18 protein-coding genes and 2 pseudogenes are annotated in these 25,216 nt (G+C 64.5%); 15 read left to right on the plus strand and 5 right to left on the minus strand.

Features of this window, described 5'->3' with window-relative positions:
- Positions 1-12: 12 nt before the first annotated feature.
- The 8 genes from D3879_RS24380 (at position 13) to D3879_RS24420 (ending at position 7,454) form a co-directional block, all read left to right on the plus strand.
- Positions 13-1,341, plus strand: a complete 1,329-nt coding sequence (locus D3879_RS24380) for an MFS transporter (protein ID WP_119956767.1) — start codon at positions 13-15, stop codon at positions 1,339-1,341.
- A complete protein-coding gene (locus tag D3879_RS24385) occupies positions 1,338-2,000 on the plus strand; it encodes a DsbA family oxidoreductase (protein ID WP_119956768.1) in 663 nt (220 codons plus the stop codon). Before D3879_RS24380 ends, D3879_RS24385 begins: the two co-directional genes overlap by 4 nt.
- Entirely contained in the window at positions 1,997-2,323 is a 327-nt protein-coding gene (locus D3879_RS24390; RefSeq protein ID WP_119956769.1) for a Rieske (2Fe-2S) protein, read from the plus strand. Before D3879_RS24385 ends, D3879_RS24390 begins: the two co-directional genes overlap by 4 nt.
- Positions 2,320-3,330, plus strand: coding sequence for a YeiH family protein (locus D3879_RS24395; RefSeq protein WP_119956770.1), 1,011 nt, complete (start codon positions 2,320-2,322; stop codon positions 3,328-3,330). Before D3879_RS24390 ends, D3879_RS24395 begins: the two co-directional genes overlap by 4 nt.
- A 90-nt stretch (positions 3,331-3,420) precedes the next feature.
- Complete coding sequence (locus tag D3879_RS24400) at positions 3,421-5,211, plus strand: alpha/beta fold hydrolase (protein WP_119956771.1); 1,791 nt, start codon at positions 3,421-3,423, stop codon at positions 5,209-5,211.
- Positions 5,212-5,243: 32 nt separating this feature from the next.
- Positions 5,244-5,939 (plus strand): CoA transferase subunit A, encoded by a 696-nt coding sequence (locus D3879_RS24405; protein ID WP_119956772.1) that lies wholly within the window; start codon positions 5,244-5,246, stop codon positions 5,937-5,939.
- A 2-nt stretch (positions 5,940-5,941) separates the two neighbouring features.
- Positions 5,942-6,571, plus strand: a complete 630-nt coding sequence (locus D3879_RS24410) for a CoA transferase subunit B (protein WP_119956773.1) — start codon at positions 5,942-5,944, stop codon at positions 6,569-6,571.
- 610 nt (positions 6,572-7,181) lie between these two features.
- Complete coding sequence (locus tag D3879_RS24420) at positions 7,182-7,454, plus strand: hypothetical protein (RefSeq protein WP_147411226.1); 273 nt, start codon at positions 7,182-7,184, stop codon at positions 7,452-7,454.
- Between the two features lie 52 nt (positions 7,455-7,506).
- Here D3879_RS24420 and D3879_RS24425 read toward each other — a convergent pair whose 3' ends face one another.
- The gene (locus D3879_RS24425; RefSeq protein WP_119956776.1) at positions 7,507-8,529 is read right to left on the minus strand and encodes an AraC family transcriptional regulator; all 1,023 of its coding nucleotides are present in this window, start codon (positions 8,527-8,529) and stop codon (positions 7,507-7,509) included.
- Positions 8,530-8,831: 302 nt separating this feature from the next.
- On the opposite strand from D3879_RS24425, the pseudogene D3879_RS24430 reads away from it, so the two are divergent.
- From D3879_RS24430 to D3879_RS24460, 7 genes and pseudogenes are all read left to right on the plus strand, one after another.
- Positions 8,832-9,062, plus strand: a pseudogene (locus D3879_RS24430) (PAS domain-containing protein); the annotation flags it as partial.
- A gap of 176 nt (positions 9,063-9,238) precedes the next feature.
- Positions 9,239-9,805, plus strand: coding sequence for an RBBP9/YdeN family alpha/beta hydrolase (locus tag D3879_RS24435; RefSeq protein ID WP_119956778.1), 567 nt, complete (start codon positions 9,239-9,241; stop codon positions 9,803-9,805).
- Positions 9,806-9,945: 140 nt separating this feature from the next.
- The gene (locus tag D3879_RS24440) at positions 9,946-11,868 is read left to right on the plus strand and encodes a DUF1302 domain-containing protein (RefSeq protein ID WP_119956779.1); all 1,923 of its coding nucleotides are present in this window, start codon (positions 9,946-9,948) and stop codon (positions 11,866-11,868) included.
- Positions 11,869-11,906: 38 nt separating this feature from the next.
- Positions 11,907-13,265: a DUF1329 domain-containing protein gene (locus D3879_RS24445; RefSeq protein ID WP_119956780.1), complete on the plus strand. Its 1,359-nt coding sequence runs from the start codon at positions 11,907-11,909 to the stop codon at positions 13,263-13,265.
- A 151-nt stretch (positions 13,266-13,416) separates the two neighbouring features.
- Positions 13,417-14,505 carry a WD40/YVTN/BNR-like repeat-containing protein gene (locus tag D3879_RS24450; RefSeq protein WP_119956781.1) on the plus strand — a complete coding sequence of 363 codons (1,089 nt, stop codon included), beginning with the start codon at positions 13,417-13,419 and terminating at the stop codon, positions 14,503-14,505.
- A gap of 16 nt (positions 14,506-14,521) precedes the next feature.
- Positions 14,522-17,062 (plus strand): efflux RND transporter permease subunit, encoded by a 2,541-nt coding sequence (locus D3879_RS24455; RefSeq protein ID WP_238474318.1) that lies wholly within the window; start codon positions 14,522-14,524, stop codon positions 17,060-17,062.
- 258 nt (positions 17,063-17,320) lie between these two features.
- A complete protein-coding gene (locus D3879_RS24460) occupies positions 17,321-17,941 on the plus strand; it encodes a hypothetical protein (protein WP_147411228.1) in 621 nt (206 codons plus the stop codon).
- Between the two features lie 374 nt (positions 17,942-18,315).
- Here the strand turns inward: D3879_RS24460 and acnB are convergent, their stop codons facing one another.
- The 4 genes and pseudogenes from acnB to acnD form a co-directional block, all read right to left on the minus strand.
- Positions 18,316-20,916: a bifunctional aconitate hydratase 2/2-methylisocitrate dehydratase gene (gene acnB / locus D3879_RS24465; RefSeq protein ID WP_119956783.1), complete on the minus strand. Its 2,601-nt coding sequence runs from the start codon at positions 20,914-20,916 to the stop codon at positions 18,316-18,318.
- Positions 20,917-20,964: 48 nt separating this feature from the next.
- Positions 20,965-21,145, minus strand: a pseudogene (gene prpD, locus D3879_RS24470) (2-methylcitrate dehydratase); the annotation flags it as partial.
- A gap of 17 nt (positions 21,146-21,162) precedes the next feature.
- Positions 21,163-22,365, minus strand: a complete 1,203-nt coding sequence (prpF, locus tag D3879_RS24475; RefSeq protein ID WP_119956784.1) for a 2-methylaconitate cis-trans isomerase PrpF — start codon at positions 22,363-22,365, stop codon at positions 21,163-21,165.
- 148 nt (positions 22,366-22,513) lie between these two features.
- Positions 22,514-25,105 carry a Fe/S-dependent 2-methylisocitrate dehydratase AcnD gene (gene acnD, locus D3879_RS24480; protein ID WP_119956785.1) on the minus strand — a complete coding sequence of 864 codons (2,592 nt, stop codon included), beginning with the start codon at positions 25,103-25,105 and terminating at the stop codon, positions 22,514-22,516.
- Between the last annotated feature and the right edge of the window lie 111 nt (positions 25,106-25,216).

Below are 25,216 nucleotides of genomic sequence, written 5' to 3' on the forward strand. Positions count from 1 at the left end.
CTAGGAGGCAGCATGGCCGCACATCACATCAGCGACGACGGTATCGATACGTCGCTCGGCATTCCGCGCACCTATGCCTGGATCGTCTTTGCGCTGACCTTCGGCCTGCTGATTTCCGACTACATGTCGCGGCAGGTGCTCAACGCCGTGTTCCCCCTGCTGAAGGCGGAATGGGCGCTGTCCGACAGCCAGCTGGGCCTGCTCAGCGGCATAGTCGCCTTGATGGTCGGCCTGCTGACCTTCCCGCTGTCGCTGCTTGCCGATCGTTTCGGCCGGATCAAGAGCCTGGCCCTGATGGCCGTGCTGTGGAGCCTGGCGACCCTCGGTTGCGGCCTGGCAGAGAACTACCAGCAGATGTTCATTGCGCGCTTCCTGGTCGGCGTCGGCGAGGCCGCCTACGGCAGCGTCGGCATCGCCGTGGTGGTCTCGGTGTTCCCCCGCGAGATGCGCGCCACCCTGTCCGGCGCCTTTATCTCCGGCGGCATGTTCGGCTCGGTACTGGGCATGGCCGCCGGCGGCGTGATGGCCCAGCATTTCGGCTGGCGCTGGGCCTTCGCCGGCATGGCGCTGTTCGGCCTGCTGCTGGCCGTGCTCTATCCGCTGATCGTCAAGCAAGCACGGATCAACCCACAGCGTATGACTACCGCAGCGAACAAGGCCGCGGTAGCGCTCACCCGGCCGCTGCGCACCCTGTATTCCAGCCGCTCGGTGATCAGCGCCTACGTCGGCAGCGGCCTGCAGATGTTCGTCGGCGGCACCGTGATCGTGTGGATGCCCAGCTACCTCAATCGTTACTACGCGATGGGCACCGACAAGGCCGGCGCGGTGGCGGCGATCATCGTGTTGTGCGGTGGCACCGGGATGATCCTCTGCGGCATGCTCAGCGACCGCCTGTGCCGCAACCGGCCCGACCGCAAAATTGCCCTGTCCATCGCCTACTGCCTGGGCAGCTGCCTGCTGCTGTCGCTGGCCTTCGCCCTGCCGTTCGGCCTGCCCCAGCTGGTGATGATCTGCCTGGGCATGCTGATCGCCGCCGGCACCTCGGGACCGGCCGGCGCCATGGTCGCCAACCTGACCCACTACAGCGTGCATGGCACCGCCTTCGCCACCCTGACCCTGGCCAACAACCTGCTGGGCCTGGCCACCGGCCCGCTGCTCACCGGCAAGGTCTCCGACCTGATCGGCCTGGACAACGCCTTCCAGCTGGTGCCGCTGGTCAGCATCGCGGCGGCGGCGGTGTTCCTCTACGCCAAGCGCCACTACCACAAGGACATGGCCCGGCTGAAAGGCGAGGGCGTCGAGGAGAAGTCGCTCGAGGCGGCGCTGGAGGTCCAATCGTGAGTCGCTCGCTGCGCATCGATGTGTTCTTCGATTTCATCTGCCCCTGGTGCCTGATCGGCAAGCGCCAGCTGGAACGTGCCCTGGCGCAGCTGCGCGCCAGCCGCCCGGAGGTCGAGGTCGAACTGGCCTGGCATGGCGTGCAGTTGCTGCCGCATATCCCGGTCCAGGGCGAGCCCTTCGCCGAGTTCTACCGTGACCGCCTGGGCAGCGCCGAGGCCGTGCGCCTGCGCCAGGCCCAGGTGCAGCAGGCCGCTGCGGCCGCCGGGCTGGAACTCGAGCTGGCCCGCATCGCCAGCATGCCCAATACCGCCGATGCCCACCGCCTGCTGCAGCGGGCCGGCGCCTTGGCCGAGCCGGCCCAGCGCGATGCCTTGCTGGAGCGCCTGTTCGCCGCCTATTTCCATAAAGGCGAAGACCTCGGGGACCGCGCGACCCTGCTGGCCATCGCCGAGTCCTGCGGTTTCCAGCCGGCTCAGCTGGCGCCGGCTCTGCGTGGCGATGGGCGGCCTTACGTCGCGGCACAGCCGGGCGGCTTGGCGCAGAGCGTGCCTTATTTCGTATTCAACAACCGCCTGGCGCTATCGGGGGCGCAGCCGGCCGAGGTGCTGCACGCGGCCATGCTCCAGGCGCTGAGCCAGAATCTGGAGCAGCGGGCATGAACCAGCGTATCTGCGTGCCGGCCGAGCGTGTGCCGGCCCCCGGTGGCCGCGCGCTGATCGAGGTCAAGGACTACAGCCTGGCGCTGTTCAACGTCGACGGCCAGCTCTACGCCATCGACGACAGTTGCCCGCACCAGGGCGCCTCGCTGTGCGGCGGCCGCCTGCAAGGCCGGGTGATCCAGTGCTGTGCCCATGGCCTGCGCTTCAACCTGGCCAGTGGCTACCTGCTCAACTCGACCCAGCTCAAGGTGGCCACTTATCCGGTCGAGCTGGTCGATGGCCAGGCGTTCATCGTTACTGTTCCTGAGGAGTCCCTGTCATGAGCAGCCTCGCGCTTGCCAGCATCCAAGGTCGCGTGCGCGAACTGGCGCCGGGCTTCGTCGTCAGCCTGATCGTTGCCGCCGCCGCGACCTTTCTTTCCGAGCATTACGGCGCGCCGGTGATGCTGTTCGCCCTGCTGCTGGGCATGGCGCTGAACTTCCTGTCCGGCGAGGGCCAGTGCAAGGCCGGCATCGAGTTCACCGCGCGCAGCGTGCTGCGCATCGGCGTGGCCCTGCTGGGCATGCGCATCACCCTCGAGCAGATCGCCGGCCTCGGCTGGAAGCCGGTGGCGCTGGTGGTGACGCTGGTGGTGGTGACCATCCTGGTCTCGGTGGTGGCGGCCAAGGCCCTGGGCTTCCAGCGCCTGTTCGGCATGCTCACCGGTGGCGCCACCGCCATCTGCGGTGCCTCGGCAGCCCTGGCGCTGGCCGCCGCGCTGCCCAACCATCCGCAGAAGGAACGCGCCACCCTGTTCACCGTGATCGGCGTGTCGGCGCTGTCCACCGTGGCGATGATCGTCTACCCGATGATCGCCAACTGGTTCGGCCTGTCGCCGCAGAACGCCGGGGTATTCCTCGGCGCCACCATCCACGACGTGGCCCAGGTAGTCGGCGCCGGCTACAGCATGTCCACCGAGACCGGCGATACCGCCACCGTGGTCAAGCTGATGCGCGTGGCCATGCTGCTGCCGGTGATCCTCGCCGCCGCCATGATCACCCGCATGCAGGGCGCCGACCCGACCGGCAAGCGTCCACCGCTGTTGCCCATGTTCGCCGTCGGCTTCCTGGTGCTGGCCTGCGTCAACAGCACCGGCTGGGTGCCGCAGGTGGTGCAGGGCGGGGTCAATGAACTGTCGCGCTGGTGCCTCGTGGTGGCCATCAGTGCCCTGGGCATGAAGACCCAGCTCAAGGAGCTGGCCGCGGTGGGGATCAAGCCGATCCTGCTGATGGTCGGTGAAACCGTATTCCTCGTCGCCCTGGTGCTGCTGTTGCTGCACTGGGGCGCCTGAACCGCTCCGCCGAATAGTGACAACGGATGCCGGGGCCCTGCGCGACCTGCGTGAAGTCCTGAACTCCCGGCTCCAACCAAGAGAACTGCAATGAGCAAAGCCCCTAGCAGCCCCCCGACAAACCCGGCCAAGCCCCGTACGGCGGCCCGCGGCGGTCGGCGTAAAAAACCAGATGCGGCACCGGTGGGCGATGCGCAGGCGCACGAACTGGCGAGCACGGCGGTGAACCACACGTTGGCCGGCACCCCGCTGCTCGGCGTGCGTCCGGCCGATCTGCTGGGGGCTGCCGGTTCCCTGTTCAAGGCCGTGGGCAAGACGCCGCTCAAGGCCGGGCTGCATCTCGGCAGTTACCTCAAGGAACTGCGCGACATCGCCACCGGCACCTCCGAGGTGGCGCCGAACCCCAGGGACAAGCGCTTCGCCGACCCGGCCTGGCAATCCAACTTCCTGCTGCGCGCCCTGATGCAGAGCCACCTGGCCGGCAATGACGAACTGCGCCGTTTTATCGACTCGGCCAATCTCGATCCGCTGGACAGGGGCCGTGCCCAGTTCATCGCCTCGCTGCTGTTCGACGCGCTGGCACCGAGCAACCTGTTGCTGACCAACCCGACGGCGCTGCGCAAGCTGGTCGATACCGGTGGCATGAACCTGGTGCGCGGCGTGCAGCAGTTCTCCCACGACCTGCTGAACAACCGCGGCATGCCGAGCCAGGTCGACAGCCAGCCGTTCAAGGTCGGCGAGAATGTCGCGACGGTCAAGGGCGAGGTGGTGTTCCGCAACGAGATGTTCGAGCTGCTGCAGTTCGCCCCGAGCACGCCCGATGTGCATGCCCGGCCGCTGGTGATGTCGCCGCCGCAGATCAACAAGTACTACGCCATCGACCTGTCGCCGGACAAGAGCCTGATCCAGTGGATCCAGGACAGTGGCGTGCAGCTGTTCGTCATCAGCTGGCGCAACCCCACCGCCAAGCACCGTGACTGGGGCCTGTCCGACTATGCGCTGTGCCTCGACCAGGCGGTCGAGGTGGCGCGGCAGATCACCGGTAGCGCCGATGTGAACATGTGGGGCTCCTGTTCGGGCGGCCTGACCCTGGCGGCCTATCTGGGCTGGCTGGCGGCGCGCGGCGAGGGCGCCAAGGTGGCCAACACCTGCTGGGCGGTGTGCGTGCTGGACATGCCGGCGGCCCTCGACGACACCACCCTCGGCCTGTTCGCCACCCCGGCGGCCCTGCGCGCGGCCAAGGCCAGCTCGTGGCGCAAGGGCGTGCTCAGCGGCCAGGAACTCTCGCGCATGTTCGCCTGGATGCGTCCCAACGACCTGATCTGGAACTACTGGGTCAACAACTACCTGCTCGGCAACAAGCCGCCGGCGTTCGACATCCTGGCCTGGAACAACGACACCACGCGGCTGCCGGCCAAGCTGCATGCCGACTACCTCGACCTGGTGCGGCAGAATCCCTACAGCAACCCGGGGCAACTGCAGATCGGCGGCGAAGCGATCGACATGGGCCAGGTCAAGGTCGGTGCCTACGTGATCGGCGGCACCACCGACCACATCACCCCCTGGCAGGGCTGCTACGGCACCGCCCGGCTGTTCGGCGAGGACGGCACCTTCGTCCTCTCCAACGCCGGCCACTTGCAGAGCCTGGTCAACCCGCCGGGCAATCCCAAGTCGTATTTCTACGCGGCCCCGGCCAGCGCCAGCGACCCGGAGACTTGGCTGCAAGGTGCCGGCGAGCGCCTCGAAGGCAGCTGGTGGCCGCACTGGCGGCAGTGGGTACAGCAGCGCTCGGGCGCCAGCCAGGTCGCGCCGTTGCAGCTCGGTTCAAGCAAATACCCGCCGCTGTGCGCAGCCCCCGGCACTTATGTGCTGCAGCGCTGACACTGCAGGCCCCATTCAAGCAGAGGATCGTCATGAACAAGATCTATCCCGATGCCCACGCCGCACTGGCCGGCATCGTCAACGACGGCATCACCATCGCCTCCGGTGGCTTCGGCCTGTGCGGTATCCCCGAGGCGCTGATCGAGGCCCTGCGCGAGACCGGCAAGCGCGGCTTCACCATCATCAGCAATAACTGCGGGGTGGATGACTTCGGCCTCGGCCCGCTGCTCTACAGCCGGCAGATCAAGAAGATGATTTCCTCCTACGTCGGTGGCAACAAGGAGTTCGAGCGCCAGTACCTGGCCGGCGAGTTGGAACTGGAGTTCACCCCCCAGGGCACCCTGGCCGAGAAGCTGCGTGCCGGCGGTGCCGGCATCCCGGCGTTCTACACCCGCACCGGCTACGGCACGCTGATCGCCGAAGGCAAGGAGACCCGCGAGTTCGACGGCCACTGGTACGTCATGGAGCGTTCGCTGAGCGCCGACCTGGCGCTGATCAAGGGCGCGGTGGCGGACAAGGCTGGCAACCTGAGGTTCAACAAGACCGCGCGCAACTTCAATCCGCTGTGCGCCAAGGCTGGCCAGGTGTGCGTCGCCGAGGTCGAGGAAATCGTCGAGATCGGCGAACTGGCCCCGGACGAGATCCACCTGCCGGGCATCTACGTGCAGCGCCTGGTGCTCAACTCCAGCCCGGAAAAGCGCATCGAAGTCCGTACGGTGAGGAACTGATCATGGCGTGGACCCGTGAAGAAATGGCGCAGCGCGCCGCCCAGGAATTGCAGGACGGTTTCTACGTCAACCTCGGCATCGGCCTGCCGACCCTGGTGGCCAACTACATTCCCGAGGGCATGGACGTCTGGCTGCAAAGCGAGAACGGCCTGCTCGGCATCGGCCCGTTCCCGGGCAAGGACGAGATCGAGGCCGACCTGATCAACGCCGGCAAGCAGACCATCACCACCCTGCCGGGCAGCAGCTTCTTCGACAGTGCCGAGAGCTTCGGCATGATCCGTGGCGGCCACATCAACCTGGCCCTGCTCGGGGCCATGCAGGTCTCGGAGCAGGGCGACCTGGCCAACTGGATGATCCCCGGCAAGATGGTCAAGGGCATGGGCGGCGCCATGGACCTGGTCGCCGGCGTCAAGCGCGTGGTGGTGATGATGGAGCACAGCGCCAAGGGCGGCGCGCACAAGATCCTCGAACGCTGCGACCTGCCGCTGACCGGCGTCGGCGTGGTCGATCGGATCATCAGCGACCTGGCTGTGCTGGACATCACCGATGCGGGGCTGCGCCTGGTAGAAATGGCTCCCGGCGTGAGTTTTTCGGATCTGCAGGCCGCCACCGGCTGCCAGATCCTGCGTTAAGAGCCGCGCACCGTTACTCCATGGCGGTGCGTGACACTCTTCCGGGGCGCATGTTCCCCGGTACCTTTACGGCGGCTGTTTCGGCAGCCGACCGTTTTTTTATTTCAGCGGGCGACCTGCCTTGCGTAGTGTCGCCTCACCCCAGGGCCGGCAACCGCTTGCCATACCGCAAGCCAACTTCATTCACCACTGAGGGAGTAAACCGAAGCAACCGAGCCGATTCGTCATAGCACCCGCCATAACAACAAAAAATCGAGGAGAGGGAAGATGCGCACGAAATTGCTGCTGTGCCTGTTGTGCCTGTTGTGCCTGCTGAGTTCACTGCCTGGGCCGATGGCCGCAGTGCTCAGCAGTTGAGCGAGCTGGGCAGCCGCAGCCAACTGTTGTGCGCCAGTGCCCTGCTGTATTTCAATCCGCAGGAGCGCGAGCCCGATCCGCGTGGCCTGACGGCGGTTTTCTACCACCTGCAGAGCCTGGATACGACAATTGTGCAGCTCGGCCAGCCGGCAGCGCTGGTGCAGCCGCTGCGAGTCATGCAGCGCGTCTTCAGCGAGCTAGACGGCCTGCCCAGGAGCCAGCGCCAGCGCTATCCGCAGCGTCGGGCGAGGCGTTGCAGGCGCTCGACCGGAGCATCGAACAGGGCTTCGATACCTTGTTGACGCGCTATCCCGAGCACGTCGACGTGCTGCGCAAGATCCAGAGCAGTTACCATTTCGTGCGCGGCGAGCTGCGCCAGAGCACGAGCCAGACCCATGGCGGCGCCGAGTTCTATCTCGGGCGCGCCGTCACCGATCTCGATGAGCTGGCGCAGGCCGTGCTGGTGGCGGGGGAGCGGTCTACGGTTGCCGCCCAGGCCGACCCGGCGCGCCAGCCCGCCAACTGACCAGGCCAATACGCATGAAGCGCAGGGTGCTGCCGTGTGGGCGCAGTACGCGCTAGCTGTGCTTGCGCGGGACGATATTGTGCTCGCTGCGCCAGGCGGCCGGTGGCATGCCGAACTGCGAGATGAACCAGCGGGTGAAGGAGCTGGGCAAGGAATAGCCGAGCATGTCGGCGATGCGCGCCAGGGAGTAGCCGGGGTTTTCCATATAGCGAATCACCAGCTCGCGGCGCACGCTGTTGATCAGCTCGCTGAAGGTGGTGTCGCCTTCATCCTCCAGGCGCCGCTGCAGGGTACGCAGGTTCATGCCCTGGGCCTGGGCGATCTGTTCGATGGTGGCGCGGCCCATGGGCAGCAGCAGGTAGATGGCCTTGCGCACGTCCAGGGTCAGCGAGTGTTCGCTGGAGTCCTGCAGGGAGTCCAGGTAGCGCTGGGCGTGGCGCGCCATGGCGGCATTGGCCAGCGGGTTGGCGGTATCCAGGTTGGTCGAGGGGCAGACGATGCCGTTGAACTCGCTGCCAAACTCCAGTGGGCAGGCAAACATGCGTCGATGTACCGACAAATCCGCCGGGGCCTCGTGGCTGAAGTTGACGCTGATCGGGTGCCAGTGCGCGCCGAGCAGGGCGGCGCAGAAGCGATACATCACGCCGATGGCCAGCTCGATGGACTGGCGGCTGTGGCTGGGGTACTCGCTGACCACCTCTTCACGAATCAGCACCGTCTTGCCGGCTTCCTCGATATAGATCGCCAGCGAGTCATTTATCAGGTGGCGATACTGCACTATCACCTGCAGCGCATCGCGCAGGTTGTGCTGGTGGCTGAGCAGCAGACTGACCTCGCCGAAGTCCGATAGCTGGCGCAGTTCGGCCATGCGCAGGCCAAGGGTTTCGCAACCGCTTTCACGGGCGGAATCCTCCATCAGGCGGATGGCCGCCTCGACCGGTATGCGCTGTTCGGGGTCGTTGAGCATGGCCTGGCTCAGGCCCGCCTGGGACATCAGGGCACGGGTGTTCAGGCCGTACTGGCGAGCAACTTCCAGGTAGCTGGTCAATACGGCGGAACGGGCTTGGGCAGTCATGGCGGGGCTCGTTTCAGGGCGGCTGCAGGTTGGCCGCGCGGCTCGAATAGGTCTTCTAGGTTATAAAGGCTCGGTCATGAAATGAAAAGAGCCTGACAGCTAAAGCTAAGCGGGTGGCGCGGTGCGTTTTTACAAGCCTGACCACCTCGCTGGGTTAAGGCACCCGGCACGGCAACCCCCAAGGCTCATGGCCACCGGCGTAAACGACCTCCTGTCGCTGCTGTTGCGGACCCGTTCCGTGGCCGTGGCAGCGGAGTGCGGTGCCGGTAGGCAGTCTCGCGGTGCCACGCGCAGGAGTAACGATGCGAATCAACATGCCGCTCAGTGGTCGAGAGTGTATCTATCCAGCCGATCAGCGCCTGATCTCCAGCACCGATACCCGGGGCCGGATTACCTACTGCAATGATGAGTTTGTCGCCGTCAGCGGTTTCAGTCGCGAGCAATTGATCGGCAGTCCGCACAATCTGGTGCGTCATCCGGAGATGCCGGCGCAGGTCTTCGCGCAGATGTGGGAGTACCTCAAGGCCGGCAAGTGCGGCGTTACCGCTAGGTCGCTCGGAAAGGCTGTCATCGAGGCATTTGCCGCGTGTCATCAAATGAAAAATGGCTGACGTGAAATGTGAAGCGGTGTGGGTGAGCGCTCTTTACTGTTGTCCTCAATGACTATCCGGCTATCTGTAGAGCCGGGTCCAACTGCAAAGGTGTCGATGTGGACAAGCTGCAAACCCATGCCACTGTGCTGATCGTTCCCGGCCTGCGCGAGCATGTGCCGCAACACTGGCAAACTCTGCTCGAAGCCAAGTTGAGCAAGGTGCGTTCGGTACCACCGCTGGAGGCTGACAAGCTCAGCTGCGCGGCCCGTGTCGACGCTATTCAGCGCGAGCTGGAACAGATTGATGGTCCGGTGATCCTGGTCGCACACAGCGCCGGGGTGCTGATGGTGGCGCACTGGGCCGCCGTATACAGCCGCCCGATCAAGGGCGCTCTGCTGGCCGCACCGCCGGATCTGCAGGCCAGCTGGCCGGAGGGCTATCCAACCCCGGAGAGCCTGCGCGCCAATGGCTGGGACCCGCTGCCCACTGGGCGCCTGCCATTCCCCAGCATCATTGCCGCGAGCAGCAACGACCATCTGGCCAGCCTGGAGGCGGCTTGCCACCTGGCCGAGGGCTGGGGGAGCCAGCTGGTCAACCTCGGCGCAGTCGGCCACCTCAACCCGGCCTCTGGCTATGGCGAGTGGGTGCGAGCCGAGGACTTCATTCGCGAACTGGATTACTGAACGGTCGCTACTCTTACCGGATCGCGCGCCCCGGTCGTAGTAGCCAGTCCCTGGCTGAGTCGGATCAGTAAAAAAACTCGCACCCTTGCTATACCTGATGTGAGTGTTAGAGCCACAAACATAAAAAGCGGAGACAACGCATGTACAACAATAAAAACAGTCACAACCTCAGGCCCTTGCGTCGCAGCTTACTGGCTTCGGCCATCCTGGCGGCTTCCATGCCCGCCGCCCATGCCATCGAAGTCGACACCGGCAGTGAAGACTGGGCGGTGCGCTTCGATAATACGGTCAAATATAACTACGGCGTACGCACCGAGAGTGCTGACAAGCGCATGCTGGGTACGCCGAACAACAATGACGGCGACTACAACTTCCGCAGGTCCGGCACCAATATCACCAACCGCGTCGATCTGTTGACCGAACTGGATGTGGTCTACCAGAACCAGATGGGTTTCCGCGTCAGTGCGGCCAGCTGGTACGACAAGGCCTATGACAACACCGGCTCCAATTCCAACCCCTTCGTCAACGGCAACGACGACTTCTCGAGCATCGTCGGCCAGCCCAGCACCAGCAACCCGGCGTTCGGCAGCCCGCACCTGAGTAACTATGCCCAGCGCTACTACAGCGGGCCGTCCGGCGAGATCCTCGACGCCTTCGTGTTCTACAGCACCGAGGTCGGCGAGGAGTCGCTGTTCAGCGTCAAGGCCGGCCAGCACAACGTCTACTGGGGCGAGACGATCCTCAACCCGGTGCATGCGATCAGCTACGGCCAGTCCGGGCTGGACCTGGCCAAACTGGCGGCGTCGCCGGGCACCGAGGCCAAGGAGCTGTTTGTCCCGCGTGAGCAGATCTCCACTTCGTTCACCGTCAACCCCGAGCTGACCCTGGCCGCCCAGTACTTCTTCCGCTGGGACGCCGCCCGTCTGCCGGAAGCCGGTACCTACTACGGCAGTTCCGACCTGGTCGGCGAAGGCGCCCAGTCGTTCCTCCTCGGTCACACCGGTGGGCCGGGCCTGGCCGGGCCGAACGGCAGCCTGACCACCGTCCGCCGCGGCGATGACTTCGAGCCGGACGACCAGGGTGACTGGGGCCTCATGGCCAAATGGTCGCCGGAATGGCTGGACGGCACCCTCGGCTTCTACTACCGCAACACCTCGGAAATCCTCCCGCAGGCGGTGCTCGACGGCCGCGGCCTGACCACCAACGGCCTGGTTGGTGGCGCCGGGGTAGGGGCGCTGCGCAACTCGATCGCCACCACCTCCTACAGTTTCGGCTACGTCGACGACATCGACATCTACGGCATCAGTCTGTCCAAGGACATCGGCGGGGTCAGCGTCGCCAGCGACCTGAACGTGCGTCACGGCATGCCGCTGGCGAGCATCCCGATGGTGGTCAGTCCGGCGCTGGCCACCGGCATCCCGGGCCTCGGCCTGCCGGCGCGCAGTCCGGCCACCGGCACAGTCGCGCAGATGCCGGACGACGGCGACAGCTTCGGCGCCACCGGCGACACCCTGCACTGGACGGTCAACGGCCTGATGGCGATCGGCGATACCCCGCTGTTCGACGCGGCGACCCTGCTGGGCGAGCTGTACTACAGCAACCTGTTGAGCCTCGACAGCAAGAACGAGGCGCTCTACAAGGGCAAGGACAGCTACCGCGGCATCGACAAGGCGACCCGCGACAATTGGGGCCTGGCGGTCAACTTCACCCCGACCTGGTACCAGGTTTTCCCGGGTGTCGATCTGAGCGCACCGATGTCGATCAACCTCGGCCTCGACGGCGTTTCCCCGGTCCAGGGCGGCGGTGCCGAAGATACCGGCAACTACGCCGTCGGCATTGGCGCCGCCATCTACAACAAGTATTTCGTCGACCTCAAGTACGTCGACTCCTTCGGCGACGCCGACAAGTGCGTCAACGGTGCCACCGATGGCTCCACCCCTAACGCACTGGATGGCGCCGAGCGCTACACCTGCTTCGCCGGGGGGTATTCCTCCTTCTCGGGCGGCGGGGCCACCACGGAAGACCGTGGCGCGATGTACCTGACCCTGAAAACCACTTTCTGATTCACGATTTCTTAGCCACTGAGCTGGAGAACAACAAGATGAAATTCGTGCACACACTGCTGGCCGCTTCGCTCGCCCTGGCCGTTGCCGGTCAGGCCCAGGCCGCCGTATCCGCTGATGAAGCCGCCAAGCTGGGCAGCAGCCTGACTGGGGTCGGTGCCGAGATGGCCGCCAACGCCGATGGTTCCATCCCGGCCTACACCGGTGGCCTGACCACCGCGCCGGCCGGCTTCAAGGCGGGCGACAGCATGCGCCCGGACCCCTACGCCGGCGAGAAGCCGCTGCTGGTGATCGACGGCAAGAACGTCGCCCAGTACAAGAATCAGCTGACCGCCACCACCGTCGAGCTGGCGACCCGCTTCCCCAGCTTCCGCGTCGATGTCTACCCGACCCACCGTAGCGTGGCGTTGCCGCAGGCCGTGCTGGACAACACCCTGAAGAACGCGACCAACGCCCAGCCGCTGGAAGGCGGTCTGGCCGTGGACAACGTGCTGCCGGGCATTCCTTTCCCGATCCCGCAGTCGGGCGCCGAGGCCATGTGGAACTTCCTGCTGCGTTACCAGGGAGTGAACATCGCGAGCAAGTACGAATCCTGGAACGTCGACTCCGCTGGCGTGCCGGCCCTGGCCGTTGCCGGTCAGTCCTTCATCAACTACGCCATCTACGAAGACATGTCCAAGCCGATCTCGGGCAAGGACACCTACTACCAGATAAAGCTGTACTACACCGGCCCGGCCCGCCGCGCCGGCGAGGCGATCATGCTGCGCGATGCGGCCAACCCGCTGGAACAGCCGCGTCGCGCCTGGCAGTACCTGCCCGGCCAGCGTCGGGTGAAACTGGCACCGAACCTGGCCTACGACACGCCCAACCCGGGGACCGCCGGTGCCGGCACCTACGACGACGTCTTCGTCTTCAACGGCGCGCTGGATCGCTTCGACTGGAAGCTGGTGGGTAAGCAGGAAATGATCGTGCCGTACAACACCTACGCGCTGACCTACCAGCCCGATGCCAAGGCGCTGACCACGCCGAATCACTTGGCGCCGGAGTTCGTGCGTTGGGAGAAGCACCGCGTGTGGGTCGTGGAAGGCACGCTGAAGGAGGGCGCGCGCCACATCTACGCCAAGCGTCGCTTCTACCTGGACGAGGACAGCTGGATGGCTCTGGCCTCCGACCAGTACGATGCGCGTGGTCAGCTCTATCGGGGCTCGTTCGCCTTCCTCAGCCAGAGCTACGACAAGCAGACCCCGGATGCCTCGCCGTTCATGATCTACGACCTGGTCGGTGGCTCCTACAACATCAACGGTATGGTAGGCCCGCACGGCGGTATCAAGTACGGCGAGTCGCTGTCTAAGGCGCAGTGGTCGCCGGAGTCCCTGGCGGGAGCCGGTATCCGCTAAATCAGTGTGATAGGAGTCCAGGCCGGTCATCGCAGTGATCCTGCAGCGACCGGCAGCTACTCGGTCGCCGACCGATCGGCTCGGATACCTGATTCGACGCCGGGCTGCACCCTGGGTGTACCCCGGCGCTGTTTTCTCAAGAGGACGCGGTATGTGTTCATTCAAGAAGCGCGCGCTGCTGGCGGTGGGCGTATTGCTGGCGCTATTGCAGGGAGTGGTCCAGGCCGCCGGCTACGTCGACGTGCTGGACCTGCCGGCCAAGCCGAGCGCCCTGGCGCCGCGCAGCCCTTTGCTGGACCTGGTGCGGGCCGGCCAGCGTCTGATTGCCGTGGGCCAGCGTGGCCACATTCTCTATTCCGATGATGCCGGCAAGAATTGGCAGCAGGCCGCCGTGCCGGTCAGTTCCGATCTGAATGCCGTGCATTTCCCGTCCGCCGAGCAGGGCTGGGCGGTGGGCAACGACGGCGTGGTGCTGCACAGCAGCGACGCAGGCGTGACCTGGAGCAAGCAGCTCGATGGTCGGCAGATCGGTGAGCTGGTGCTCGAGCATTACAGCGCCCTGGCCGCCGCCGAGCCGGACAACGAGCAGTGGGCCACGCTCGCCGGCGAAGGCCAGCGGCTGATCGAGGAGGGCGCGGACAAGCCGTTCCTCGACGTCTGGTTCGCCAACGACCAGCTCGGTTATGTGGTCGGCGTGTTCAACCTGATCCTGCGCACCACCGATGGCGGGCAGAGCTGGACGCCATTCCAGGATCGCACCGACAACCCCCAGGGCCTGCACCTGAATGCCATCGCCTTCACCGGCGACGCGCTGTACATCGCCGGCGAACAGGGCCTGCTACGCAAGTGGGATGACCGCCTCGAGCGCTTCATCGCCCTCGCAACGCCCTATGAAGGCAGCTACTTCGGCATCGTCGGCCAGCCCGGCGAAGTGCTCGCCTACGGCCTTCGCGGCCATGTGTTCCGCAGCGCTGACGGTGGCTACACCTGGAGTCAGTTGGATAGCGGCCTGCAGGTCAGCATCACCGCCGCCACCGTTGACGCCGACGGCCACTACCGGTTGTTCACCCAGGCCGGGCACATGCTGGTCGCTCAGGGCGGCGGCGCGCGACTGCAGTTGGTGCCGCAACAGGAGCAGTCGCCGGTGGCCGGCGCCACCCTGGCAGCCGATGGTTCGCTGGTGTTGGCCGGTAGCCGTGGTACACGTGTGCTGTCCGTCGAACAAGACCTAAAAAAATAAGAGCGAGTACCCTGACATGGGCAATATCAAGCAAGACACCATGCCGGTGATCCGCGACTTGCGTGATTTCGATCGGCGCTCCGGCAACCTGCTGGAACGGTTGGTGTTCAACTACCGTCCGCTGTTCATGCTGGTCATGGCGCTGGTCACCCTGCTGCTGGCTTACATGGCGGCGACCCGTCTGGAGCTGCGGCCCAGCTTCGAGAGGATGATTCCGCAGAGCCAGCCGTACATCCAGAACTTCCTGGAGAACCGCCAGTCGCTGCGCGGCCTGGGCAACTCGGTACGGGTGGTGGTGGAGAACACCCAGGGTGACATCTTCGACCCCGAGTACCTGGCCGTGCTCAAGCAGGTCAACGACGAGCTGTTCCTCACCGAGGGCGTCGACCGCGCCTGGATGAAGTCGCTGTGGAGCCCGGCGGTACGCTGGACCGAAGTCACCGAGGAAGGCTTCCAGGGCGGTCCGGTGATGCCCGACAGCTACCAGGGCAGCGCGACCGACATCGAGCAGCTGCGGCAGAACATCAACCGTGCCGGCATAGTCGGCAGCCTGGTGGCCAGCGACTTCAAGTCGACCATGCTGATCGTGCCGCTGCTGGACAAGGCCTCGGCCACCGGCAAGAGCCTCAACTACCATCAGTTCGCCCAGCTGCTCGAAGAACAGCTGCGCGACAAGATCGAGTTCGCCGGCGACAGCGCCGCGCGCAAGGCGGGTGAGGAGGGCACGGGCAAGTACAAGATCCGGGTGATCGGCTTCGCCAAGCTGATCGGCGACCTGATCGACGGCCTGATCCAGGTCATGATGTTCTTCGGCCTGGCCGTGGTCACCTCGCTGGTGATCATCTACCTGTACACCCGCTGCGTGCGCAGCACCCTGCTGGTGGTCGGCTGCTCGCTGATCGCGGTGGTCTGGCAGCTGGGTATCGTCGCCTGGCTGGGCTATGCCATCGATCCCTACTCGGTGCTGGTGCCGTTCCTGATCTTCGCCATCGGCGTGTCCCATGCGGCGCAGAAGATGAACGGCATCATGCAGGACATCGCCCGCGGCACCCACCGGCTGATCGCCGCGCGCTACACCTTCCGCCGCCTGTTCCTCGCCGGGGTCACCGCGCTGCTGGCCGACGCGGTCGGCTTCGCCGTGCTGATGCTGATCGACATCCCGGTGATCCAGGACCTGGCCATCACCGCCAGCATCGGCGTGGCCGTGCTGATCTTCACCTCGCTGCTGCTGATGCCGGTGGCGCTGTCCTATATCGGCGTCGGGCGCAAGGCCGCCGAGCGCGCGCTGAAGATCGACACCCGTGCCGATGCCCACCGCGGCTTCGGCAAGCTGTGGGATCTGCTCGACCGTTTCACCACGCGCAAGTGGGCCACCGGCGCCTCGCTGGTGGCGCTGCTGATGGGGGTTGGCGGCTTCATGGTCAGCCTGCAACTGAAGATCGGCGACCTCGACAGCGGCGCCCCGGAACTGCGTGCCGACTCGCGCTACAACCGCGACAACGCCTACATCACCAGCCACTATGCGCTGTCCAGCGACCTGTTCGCGGTGATGATCAAGACCGCCCCGGAAGGCTGCCTGAACTACCAGACCCTGATCCTGGCCGATCGCCTGGCCTGGGAGCTGCAGCAGCACCCGGGGGTGCAGGCCACCGTGTCGCTGGTCAACGCGGTACGCCAGATCACCGCCGGCACCTACGAGGGCAACCCCAAGCTGAACAGCATCCAGCGCAACCAGAACGTGCTGAACTATGCCACGCAGCAGGCCTCGGTGAATGCCCCGGAGCTGTTCAACACCGACTGCTCGCTGATGCCAGTGATTGCCTTCCTCAAGGATCACAAGGCCGAGACCCTGGACGCCGTGGTGGCCATCGCCGACCAGTTCGCCCGGGACAACAGCAGCGAGGACCGCCAGTTCCTGCTGGCCGCCGGCAGCGCCGGCATCGAGGCGGCGACCAACATCGTGGTGCGCGAGGCCAACCGCACCATGCTGCTGTACGTCTACCTGGCGGTGACCATCTTCTGCCTGATCACCTTCCGCAGCTGGCGCGCGACCCTGGTGGCCGTGCTGCCGCTGGTCCTCACCTCGATCCTCTGCGAGGCCCTGATGGTGGCCATGGGCATCGGCGTGAAAGTCGCGACCCTGCCGGTGATCGCCCTCGGTGTCGGCATCGGGGTGGACTACGCGCTGTACCTGCTCAGCGTGCAGTTGCACTACCAGCGCCAAGGCATGTCGCTGTCCGACGCCTACCGGAACGCGGTGGCCTTCACCGGTCGGGTGGTGGGACTGGTCGGGATTACCCTGGCGGCTGGCGTGGTGTGCTGGGCCTGGTCGCCGATCAAGTTCCAGGCCGACATGGGCATCCTGCTGACCTTCATGTTCATCTGGAACATGCTCGGCGCGCTGATCCTGATTCCGGCGCTGTCGCACTTCTTGCTGCATAGTCCAGCCCCCCTCTCAAGGGAGGGGGCTTTCCAGAGCGAGAAAGAGTTGGCTTCAGGGTCTTCGTTACCTGGTTCAAGCCCTTCTAAAGCCGTCGTTTTGTCCCCGGAAGCCTAAGTATCCGATGTGAGTTTGACTGGTTACTCGGGTGTGATGCCCTATCTTGTGGGGAGTGAGTTAAGCCGTTTTATAGAGCGGATTTGGTTGCACCTTACCGGCCTGCTGTGCATGTTGGTTTTCCTAGTTGCTCCGGTTCAAGCAGGGACCTTTTCGGTTTGCGTCAGCGATGAAGCATTTCCCCCCTTCACTTTTCCCAGCCGTGAGGGCGATAGCCAGAGGCTTATTCGCCTGGCTGTGGAGCACCATGGATGGGGTGTGGAGTTCGTCGCCTTGCCCTGGCGCCGTTGTCTGGCTGGTGTGGAGCAGGGCTCCTTCAGTGCTGTCGCCGGGGTTGCCGCTACACCTGAGTACCTGGCCTTCATGGCCTTTCCGAACAGCTCCGGGCAACCGGATCAACGGCGTGCTCTGGGTATCACCCGCCTAGTGGTCTACCGCCCATTGGGCAGCCTGGCCGGGTGGGATGGGCAACGCTTCACTGGGCTTGCTAAACCAGTGCTCTATCTGTCGGGACGTACGACCCTTAAGGCGCTTCTCGCGCGTATGGGGATTCCTGCGATCGATACGGCGAGGGCTTCCTCGCAACTGGCGCATATGTTGTTCAAGGGGCGCGGCAGCCTGGCGATTGACCATGATTACCAGGTCGCGCAGCTATTTGCCTTGCCGGAGTTCCAGGGGCGCTTCGAAGTGTTGCCGGTGCCTTTTGGCGAGGCACCAATCTTTCTGGGCGTGGGGCTGCGCCTGTATGACCGTCGCCCCCGCCTGGTCGAGGCCGTATGGGACGAGATTGGCGTTTTGCGGCATGCGGCAGGACCATTGGTCAGGCCGCACTGGCAGTCTGGGTCGCCCGCCCACCCTGTGGCTCATGGCCGAAGGTGACAGTCGATGGGGCATACCGATGATCTTTCATAGTCAGGCTATATCCAGCTCATGCTGGCGAACGCAGGGGCGATGCATCCGTAATGCTGGGAAAACACCTCCAGGCATGCCTTTCTGGGGCGGCACATTGGATACAGCGGTCGGCTTTGCGGACTGATTGTGTAATCGTCTGACTTTTGAACAACACTTGCCGTCTTACGTGCAAGTTGGTCGTAATTCAAATGGTATGGACGCCTTCCCCGGCAGAGCGCCGGTAGAAACATCCCGGCAGGTATATGGACATCGGGCAATCCCTTGATCGCCACCTACCAGTCGCCGTAAACAGTGGATGTGCCGATGCGATCCGGCACATCCACGCTATTGCATTGGTTCTATTAGGCTTGAACCACCGGGATATTGGCGTTCGCTGCCGCTTCACGGAACTCGGCGATCTGGTCGAAGCTCAGGTAGCGGTAAACGTCGGCAGCCATGCTGTCGATCTTACCGGCGTACTCCATGTACTCCTCGACGGTCGGCAGGCGACCGAGGATCGAAGCCACCGATGCCAGCTCAGCCGAAGCCAGGTACACGTTGGCACCATCGCCCAGGCGGTTCGGGAAGTTACGGGTCGAGGTCGAGACCACGGTGGAGTTCGGCTCAACGCGAGCCTGGTTACCCATGCACAGCGAGCAGCCCGGCATTTCCATGCGCGCGCCGGCCTTGCCGTAGATGCCGTAGTAGCCTTCTTCAGTCAACTGGTGAGCGTCCATCTTGGTCGGCGGCGACAGCCACAGACGAGTTGGCAGCTGACCCTTGACCTGATCCAGCAACTTACCGGCAGCGCGGAAGTGACCGATGTTGGTCATGCAAGAACCGATGAACACTTCGTCGATCTTCTCGCCAGCCACGCTAGAGAGCAGACGGGCGTCGTCCGGGTCGTTCGGCGCGCAGAGCACCGGCTCTTTGATGTCGGCCAGGTCGATTTCGATGATTTCAGCGTATTCGGCATCAGCATCGGCAACCATCAGCTCAGGGTTGGCGATCCAGGCTTCCATCGCTTGAGCGCGACGCTCCAGAGTACGAGCATCGCCGTAGCCTTCGCCGATCATCCAGCGCAGCAGGGTGATGTTGGAGCTCAGGTACTCGGTGATCGACTCTTTCGACAGCTTGATGGTGCAACCGGCGGCGGAACGTTCGGCGGAGGCGTCGGACAGCTCGAACGCTTGCTCGATGCTCAGGTTGTCCAGGCCTTCGATTTCCAGGATACGGCCGGAGAAGGCGTTCTTCTTGCCTTTCTTCTCTACGGTCAGCAGGCCGGCCTGGATCGCGTAGTAAGGAATGGCGTGAACCAGGTCACGCAGGGTGACGCCCGGTTGCATTTTGCCTTTGAAACGCACCAGGATCGATTCCGGCATGTCCAGCGGCATGACGCCAGTGGCTGCGGCGAAGGCGACCAGACCGGAACCGGCCGGGAAGGAAATCCCCATCGGGAAACGGGTGTGGGAGTCGCCACCGGTGCCGACTGTGTCCGGCAGCAGCATGCGGTTCAGCCAGCTGTGGATGATGCCGTCGCCCGGACGCAGGGAAACGCCGCCGCGGGTCATGATGAAGTCTGGCAGGGTGTGGTGGGTGGTGACGTCGATCGGCTTCGGATAGGCCGCGGTGTGGCAGAAGGACTGCATCACCAGATCGGTGGAGAAGCCCAGGCACGCCAGGTCTTTCAGCTCGTCACGGGTCATCGGGCCAGTGGTGTCCTGGGAGCCGACTGTGGTCATCTTCGGTTCGCAGTAGGTACCTGGGCGAACGCCAGCTACGCCGCAGGCCTTGCCGACCATCTTCTGCGCCAGGGTGAAACCCTTGGTGCTTTCAGCCGGCGCTTCAGGCTTCTTGAACAGATCGGACGCCGGCAGACCCAGCTCGGCACGCGCTTTTTCAGTCAGGCCACGGCCGATGATCAGCGGGATACGGCCACCAGCGCGAACTTCGTCGAGCAGCACCGGGGTCTTCATTTCGAAGGTGGCCAGAACTTCGTCGCTGTCGTGCTTGGTGACTTTACCTGCGTAGGGGTAAAGGTCGATCACGTCGCCCATGTTCAGCTTGGAGACGTCGAACTCGATCGGCAGGGCGCCGGCATCTTCCATGGTGTTGTAGAAGATCGGAGCGATTTTGCTGCCGAAGCAGAAGCCGCCGGAGCGCTTGTTCGGGACATACGGCACGTCGTCGCCGAAGAACCACAGCACCGAGTTGGTCGCCGATTTACGCGAGGAGCCGGTACCGACCACGTCACCGACGTAGGCGATCGGGAAGCCGTCGTTGCGCATGGCTTCGATCTGCTTCATCGGGCCGATGGCGCCTTGCTCATCCGGCACGATGCCGTCGCGGGCCATTTTCAGCATGGCCAGGGCGTGCAGCGGGATGTCCGGACGCGACCAGGCATCCGGAGCAGGGGACAGGTCGTCGGTGTTGGTTTCGCCGGTAACCTTGAACACGCGCAGGCTGATCTTGTCGGCCAAGGTCGGACGGTTCTTGAACCACTCGCCATCGGCCCAGGACTGCAGTACAGCCTTAGCGTGGACGTTGCCGTTCTTGGCTTTTTCCGCAACGTCGTGGAAGGCGTCGAACATCAGCAGGGTGTGCTTGAGCTCGTTGGCAGCAACCGGAGCCAGTTCGGCGTTATCCAGCAGCTCGACCAGGGTGACGATGTTGTAACCGCCCTGCATGGTGCCGAGCAGCTCGACGGCGCGTTTTTTGTCCAGCAGCGGCGAGCTGACTTCGCCCTTGGCCAGGGCCGACAGGAAGGCGGCCTTGACGTAGGCGGCTTCGTCCACACCGGGCGGAACGCGGTTGGTGATCAGGTCAACGAGGAAAGCTTCCTCGCCAGCGGGCGGGTTCTTCAGCAGCTCAACCAGGCCTGCGGTTTGCTCTGCTGTGAGAGCAAGGGCAGGGAGGTTCTGTTCGGCACGTTCTGCTACGTGTTTAAGATAAGTTTCAAGCACGGCGTTGTCCCCTGGGTTGCCCCGCAGAGCGGGGCCTTGGCAGTTAAATCAGATCTCGAACAGATCCATAAAGCGGTTAACCGGCGTGGCTTCAAGCTTCGCTTGATCCTTGCACAGGTTGAGTATCTCGGCGCTGCACTGGTCGATCGGGCATTCCACTTCCACGTTCTCGGTGGCGGTGCCGTCAGCTAAGAACGAACACCTGCACGGCATTGGTGATGGAACGCTTTCAGCGGTAGCGCACCCTCAGAATGCATCGCCGGGTACGCGCACCCAGCCTTCCATCAACACCCGGGCGCTGCGGCTCATGATGGCCTTGGTCACCGTCCATTCGCCGTCGACCTGGCTGGCTTCGGCGCCCACGCGCAGGGTGCCCGAGGGATGACCGAAGCGCACCGCGCTGCGCGCACTGCCGCCAGCCGCGAGGTTGACCAGCGTGCCCGGAATCGCCGCGGCGGTGCCGATGGCCACGGCAGCCGTGCCCATCATGGCGTGGTGCAGCTTGCCCATGGACAGCGCGCGCACCAACAGGTCCACGTCACCGGTGGCCACCGGCTTGCCGCTGGAGGCGAGGTAATCGGCGGGCGCCGCGACGAAGGCGACCTTGGGCGTGTGCTGGCGCTTGGCGGCTTCATCGAGGTGCTGGATCAGGCCCATGCGCAGGGCGCCGTGGGCGCGGATGGTCTCGAACATCGCCAGGGCCTTCGGGTCGCCGTTGATGGCGTCCTGCAACTCGGTGCCGGTGTAGCCGAGGTCTTGCGCGTTGACGAAGATGGTCGGGATGCCGGCATTGATCATCGTCACCTTGAGCGTGCCGCCTTTCACAATATCGGCCGGCACCTCGAGGTCGTCCACCAGGTTGCCGGTGGGGAACATCGAGCCGCCCGCGCCTTCTTCCTCGGCGGCCGGGTCCAGGAATTCGAGCTGCACTTCGGCGGCGGGGAAGGTGACGCCGTCGAGCTCGAAGTCACCGGTTTCCTGCACGGCGCCGTCGGTAATGGGCACGTGGGCGATGATGGTCTTGCCGATGTTGGCCTGCCAGATGCGCACGGTGGCCACGCCGTTGTGCGGGATGCGGCTGGCGTCGACCAGGCCGCTGCTGATGGCGAACGAGCCGACTGCCGCGGACAGGTTGCCGCAGTTGCCGCTCCAGTCGACGAACGGCTTGTCGATGGAGACCTGACCGAACAGGTAATCGACGTCGTGGTCGGCCTTGGTGCTTTTGGCCAGGATCACCGTCTTGCTGGTACTCGAGGTCGCCGCGCCCATGCCGTCGATCTGCTTGTCGTAAGGGTCGGGGCTGCCGATCACGCGCAGCAGCAGGGCATCGCGCGCTGCGCCTGGGACTTGTGCGGACTCAGGCAGGTCTTGCAGGCTGAAGAACACGCCCTTGCTGGTGCCGCCGCGCATATAGGTGGCGGGAATCTTGATCTGAGGTACGTGGGTCATGGAATGTTGCCCTGATTAGGCTGCGCAGCGCAGGCCTGCGCCGCGCGCTTGGACTTTGCCTGGCTCGGGCCCTGTGGGAGCGGCTTCAGCCGCGAAAGGCATCGCGGCTGAAGCCGCTCCCACAAAAGCCTGGAGCCCCGAGTTACGCTTAAGCCATTGCCGATTCAAGGAAGTCCTGGGCGAAACGCTGCAACACGCCACCGGCTTCGTAGATCGAGACTTCTTCGGCGGTGTCGAGACGGCAAGTGACCGGCACCGAAACCTGTTCTCCGTTCTTGCGAGTGATCACCAGGGTCAGTGTGGCGCGCGGGGTACGCTCGCCGATCACGTCGAAGGTTTCGCTGCCGTCGATGCCCAGAGTCTTGCGGTCGGTGCCCGCTTTGAATTCCAGCGGCAACACGCCCATGCCCACCAGGTTGGTGCGGTGGATACGCTCGAAGCCTTCGGCGGCGATGGCTTCGACACCGGCCAGGCGCACGCCCTTGGCCGCCCAGTCACGGGACGAACCCTGACCGTAGTCGGCGCCGGCGATGATGATCAGCGGCTGCTTGCGCTCCATGTAGGTTTCGATGGCTTCCCACATGCGCATGACCTGGCCTTCCGGCTCGACGCGCGCCAAAGAACCCTGTTTGATCTTGCCGTTTTCCTGCACCATTTCGTTGAACAGTTTCGGGTTGGCGAAGGTCGCGCGTTGCGCGGTCAAGTGGTCGCCCCGGTGGGTGGCGTAGGAGTTGAAGTCCTCCTCCGGCAGGCCCATTTTCGCCAGGTACTCACCGGCGGCGCTGTCGAGCATGATCGCGTTCGATGGCGACAGGTGATCGGTGGTGATGTTGTCCGGCAGCACCGCCAGCGGGCGCATGCCCTTGAGCGGACGAGCCCCGGCCAATGCGCCTTCCCAGTACGGCGGACGACGGATATAGGTGCTCATCTCGCGCCAGTCGTACAGCGGCTCGACTCTCGGACCGGTGTCTTCGTGGATGGCGAACATCGGAATGTAGACCTGGCGGAACTGCTCCGGCTTGACCGAGGCCTTGACCACCGCGTCGATCTCTTCGTCGCTCGGCCAGATGTCCTTGAGGCGGATTTCCTTGCCGTTGGCATCCAGGCCCAGCACATCCTTTTCGATGTCGAAGCGGATGGTGCCGGCAATGGCGTAGGCCACCACCAGCGGCGGCGAAGCGAGGAACGCCTGCTTGGCGTACGGGTGGATACGACCGTCGAAGTTGCGATTACCCGACAGCACGGCGGTGGCGTACAGGTCACGATCGATGATTTCCTGCTGGATCACCGGATCGAGCGCACCGGACATGCCGTTGCAGGTGGTGCAGGCGAACGCCACCACGCCAAAGCCCAATTGCTCCAGTTCATCGGTCAGGCCGGCTTCGTCCAGGTACAGCGCAACGGTCTTCGAACCGGGCGCCAGGGACGACTTGACCCATGGCTTGCGAGCCAGCCCCAGCTTGTTGGCATTGCGCGCCAACAGGCCGGCGGCGATAACGTTGCGCGGGTTGCTGGTGTTGGTGCAACTGGTGATGGCGGCAATGATCACCGCGCCGTCCGGCATCTGGCCGGGAACGTCGTCCCACTGACCAGAGATACCTTGAGCCGCGAGGTCCGAGGTGGCCACACGGGCGTGAGGATTGCTCGGGCCGGCCATGTTGCGCACCACCGAAGACAGATTGAAGCTCAGTCCACGCTCGTATTGCGCGCCCTTCAGGCTGTCGGCCCAGAGGCCGGTCTGTTTGGCGTAATTCTCGACCAGCTGTACCTGCTCGTCTTCGCGGCCGGTGAGTTTCAGGTAGTCGATGGTCTGCTGGTCGATATAGAACATCGCCGCGGTGGCACCGTATTCCGGGGCCATGTTGGAAATGGTCGCGCGGTCGCCCAGGGTCAGCGCCGAGGCACCTTCACCGAAGAACTCCAGCCAGGCACCGACCACTTTTTGCTGGCGCAGGAACTCGGTCAGCGCCAGCACCATATCAGTGGCGGTGATGCCCGGCTGCAGCTTGCCGGTCAGTTCGACGCCAACGCTTTCCGGCAGGCGCATCCAGGACGCGCGGCCAAGCATGACGCTTTCAGCTTCCAGACCGCCGACACCGATGGCGATCACGCCCAGGGCATCGACGTGCGGAGTGTGGCTGTCGGTGCCGACGCAGGTATCGGGGAAGGCCACGCCATCGCGCACCTGAATCACCGGCGACATTTTCTCCAGATTGATCTGGTGCATGATGCCGTTGCCCGGCGGGATCACATCGACGTTCTTGAAGGCCTTCTTGGTCCAGTTGATGAAGTGGAAACGGTCTTCGTTGCGACGGTCTTCGATGGCGCGGTTCTTTTCGAACGCCTCCGGATCGAAGCCGCCGCGTTCCACGGCCAGGGAGTGGTCGACGATCAATTGAGTCGGCACCACCGGATTCACTTGCGCCGGGTCGCCGCCTTGCAGGGCGATGGCGTCACGCAGGCCGGCGAGGTCCACCAGGGCGGTCTGTCCGAGAATGTCGTGGCACACCACGCGGGCCGGGAACCAGGGGAAGTCGAGGTCGCGTTTGCGCTCGATCAGCTGGCTCAGGGAAGCATTCAGCGTCGCAGGATCGCAACGGCGCACCAGGTTTTCCGCCAACACCCGCGAGGTGTACGGCAGCGTGTCGTAGGCGCCCGGCTGGATCGCCTCGACCGCGGCACGGGTGTCGAAATAGTCCAGCTGGGTGCCTGGCAGAGGTTTGCGGTTTGCAGTGTTCATGGCGTACGCACTCAATCGAGTCATGTTCAGAGGGGCGAGATCGGGGAGAGCCACGTGTCACGGCCTACTCCTCTTTTTCCAATCAGCGTTTGTCCAGTAACGGATAGTCAG

The sequence above is a fragment of the Pseudomonas cavernicola genome (assembly GCF_003596405.1).
Classification (GTDB): Bacteria; Pseudomonadota; Gammaproteobacteria; order Pseudomonadales; family Pseudomonadaceae; genus Aquipseudomonas; species Aquipseudomonas cavernicola.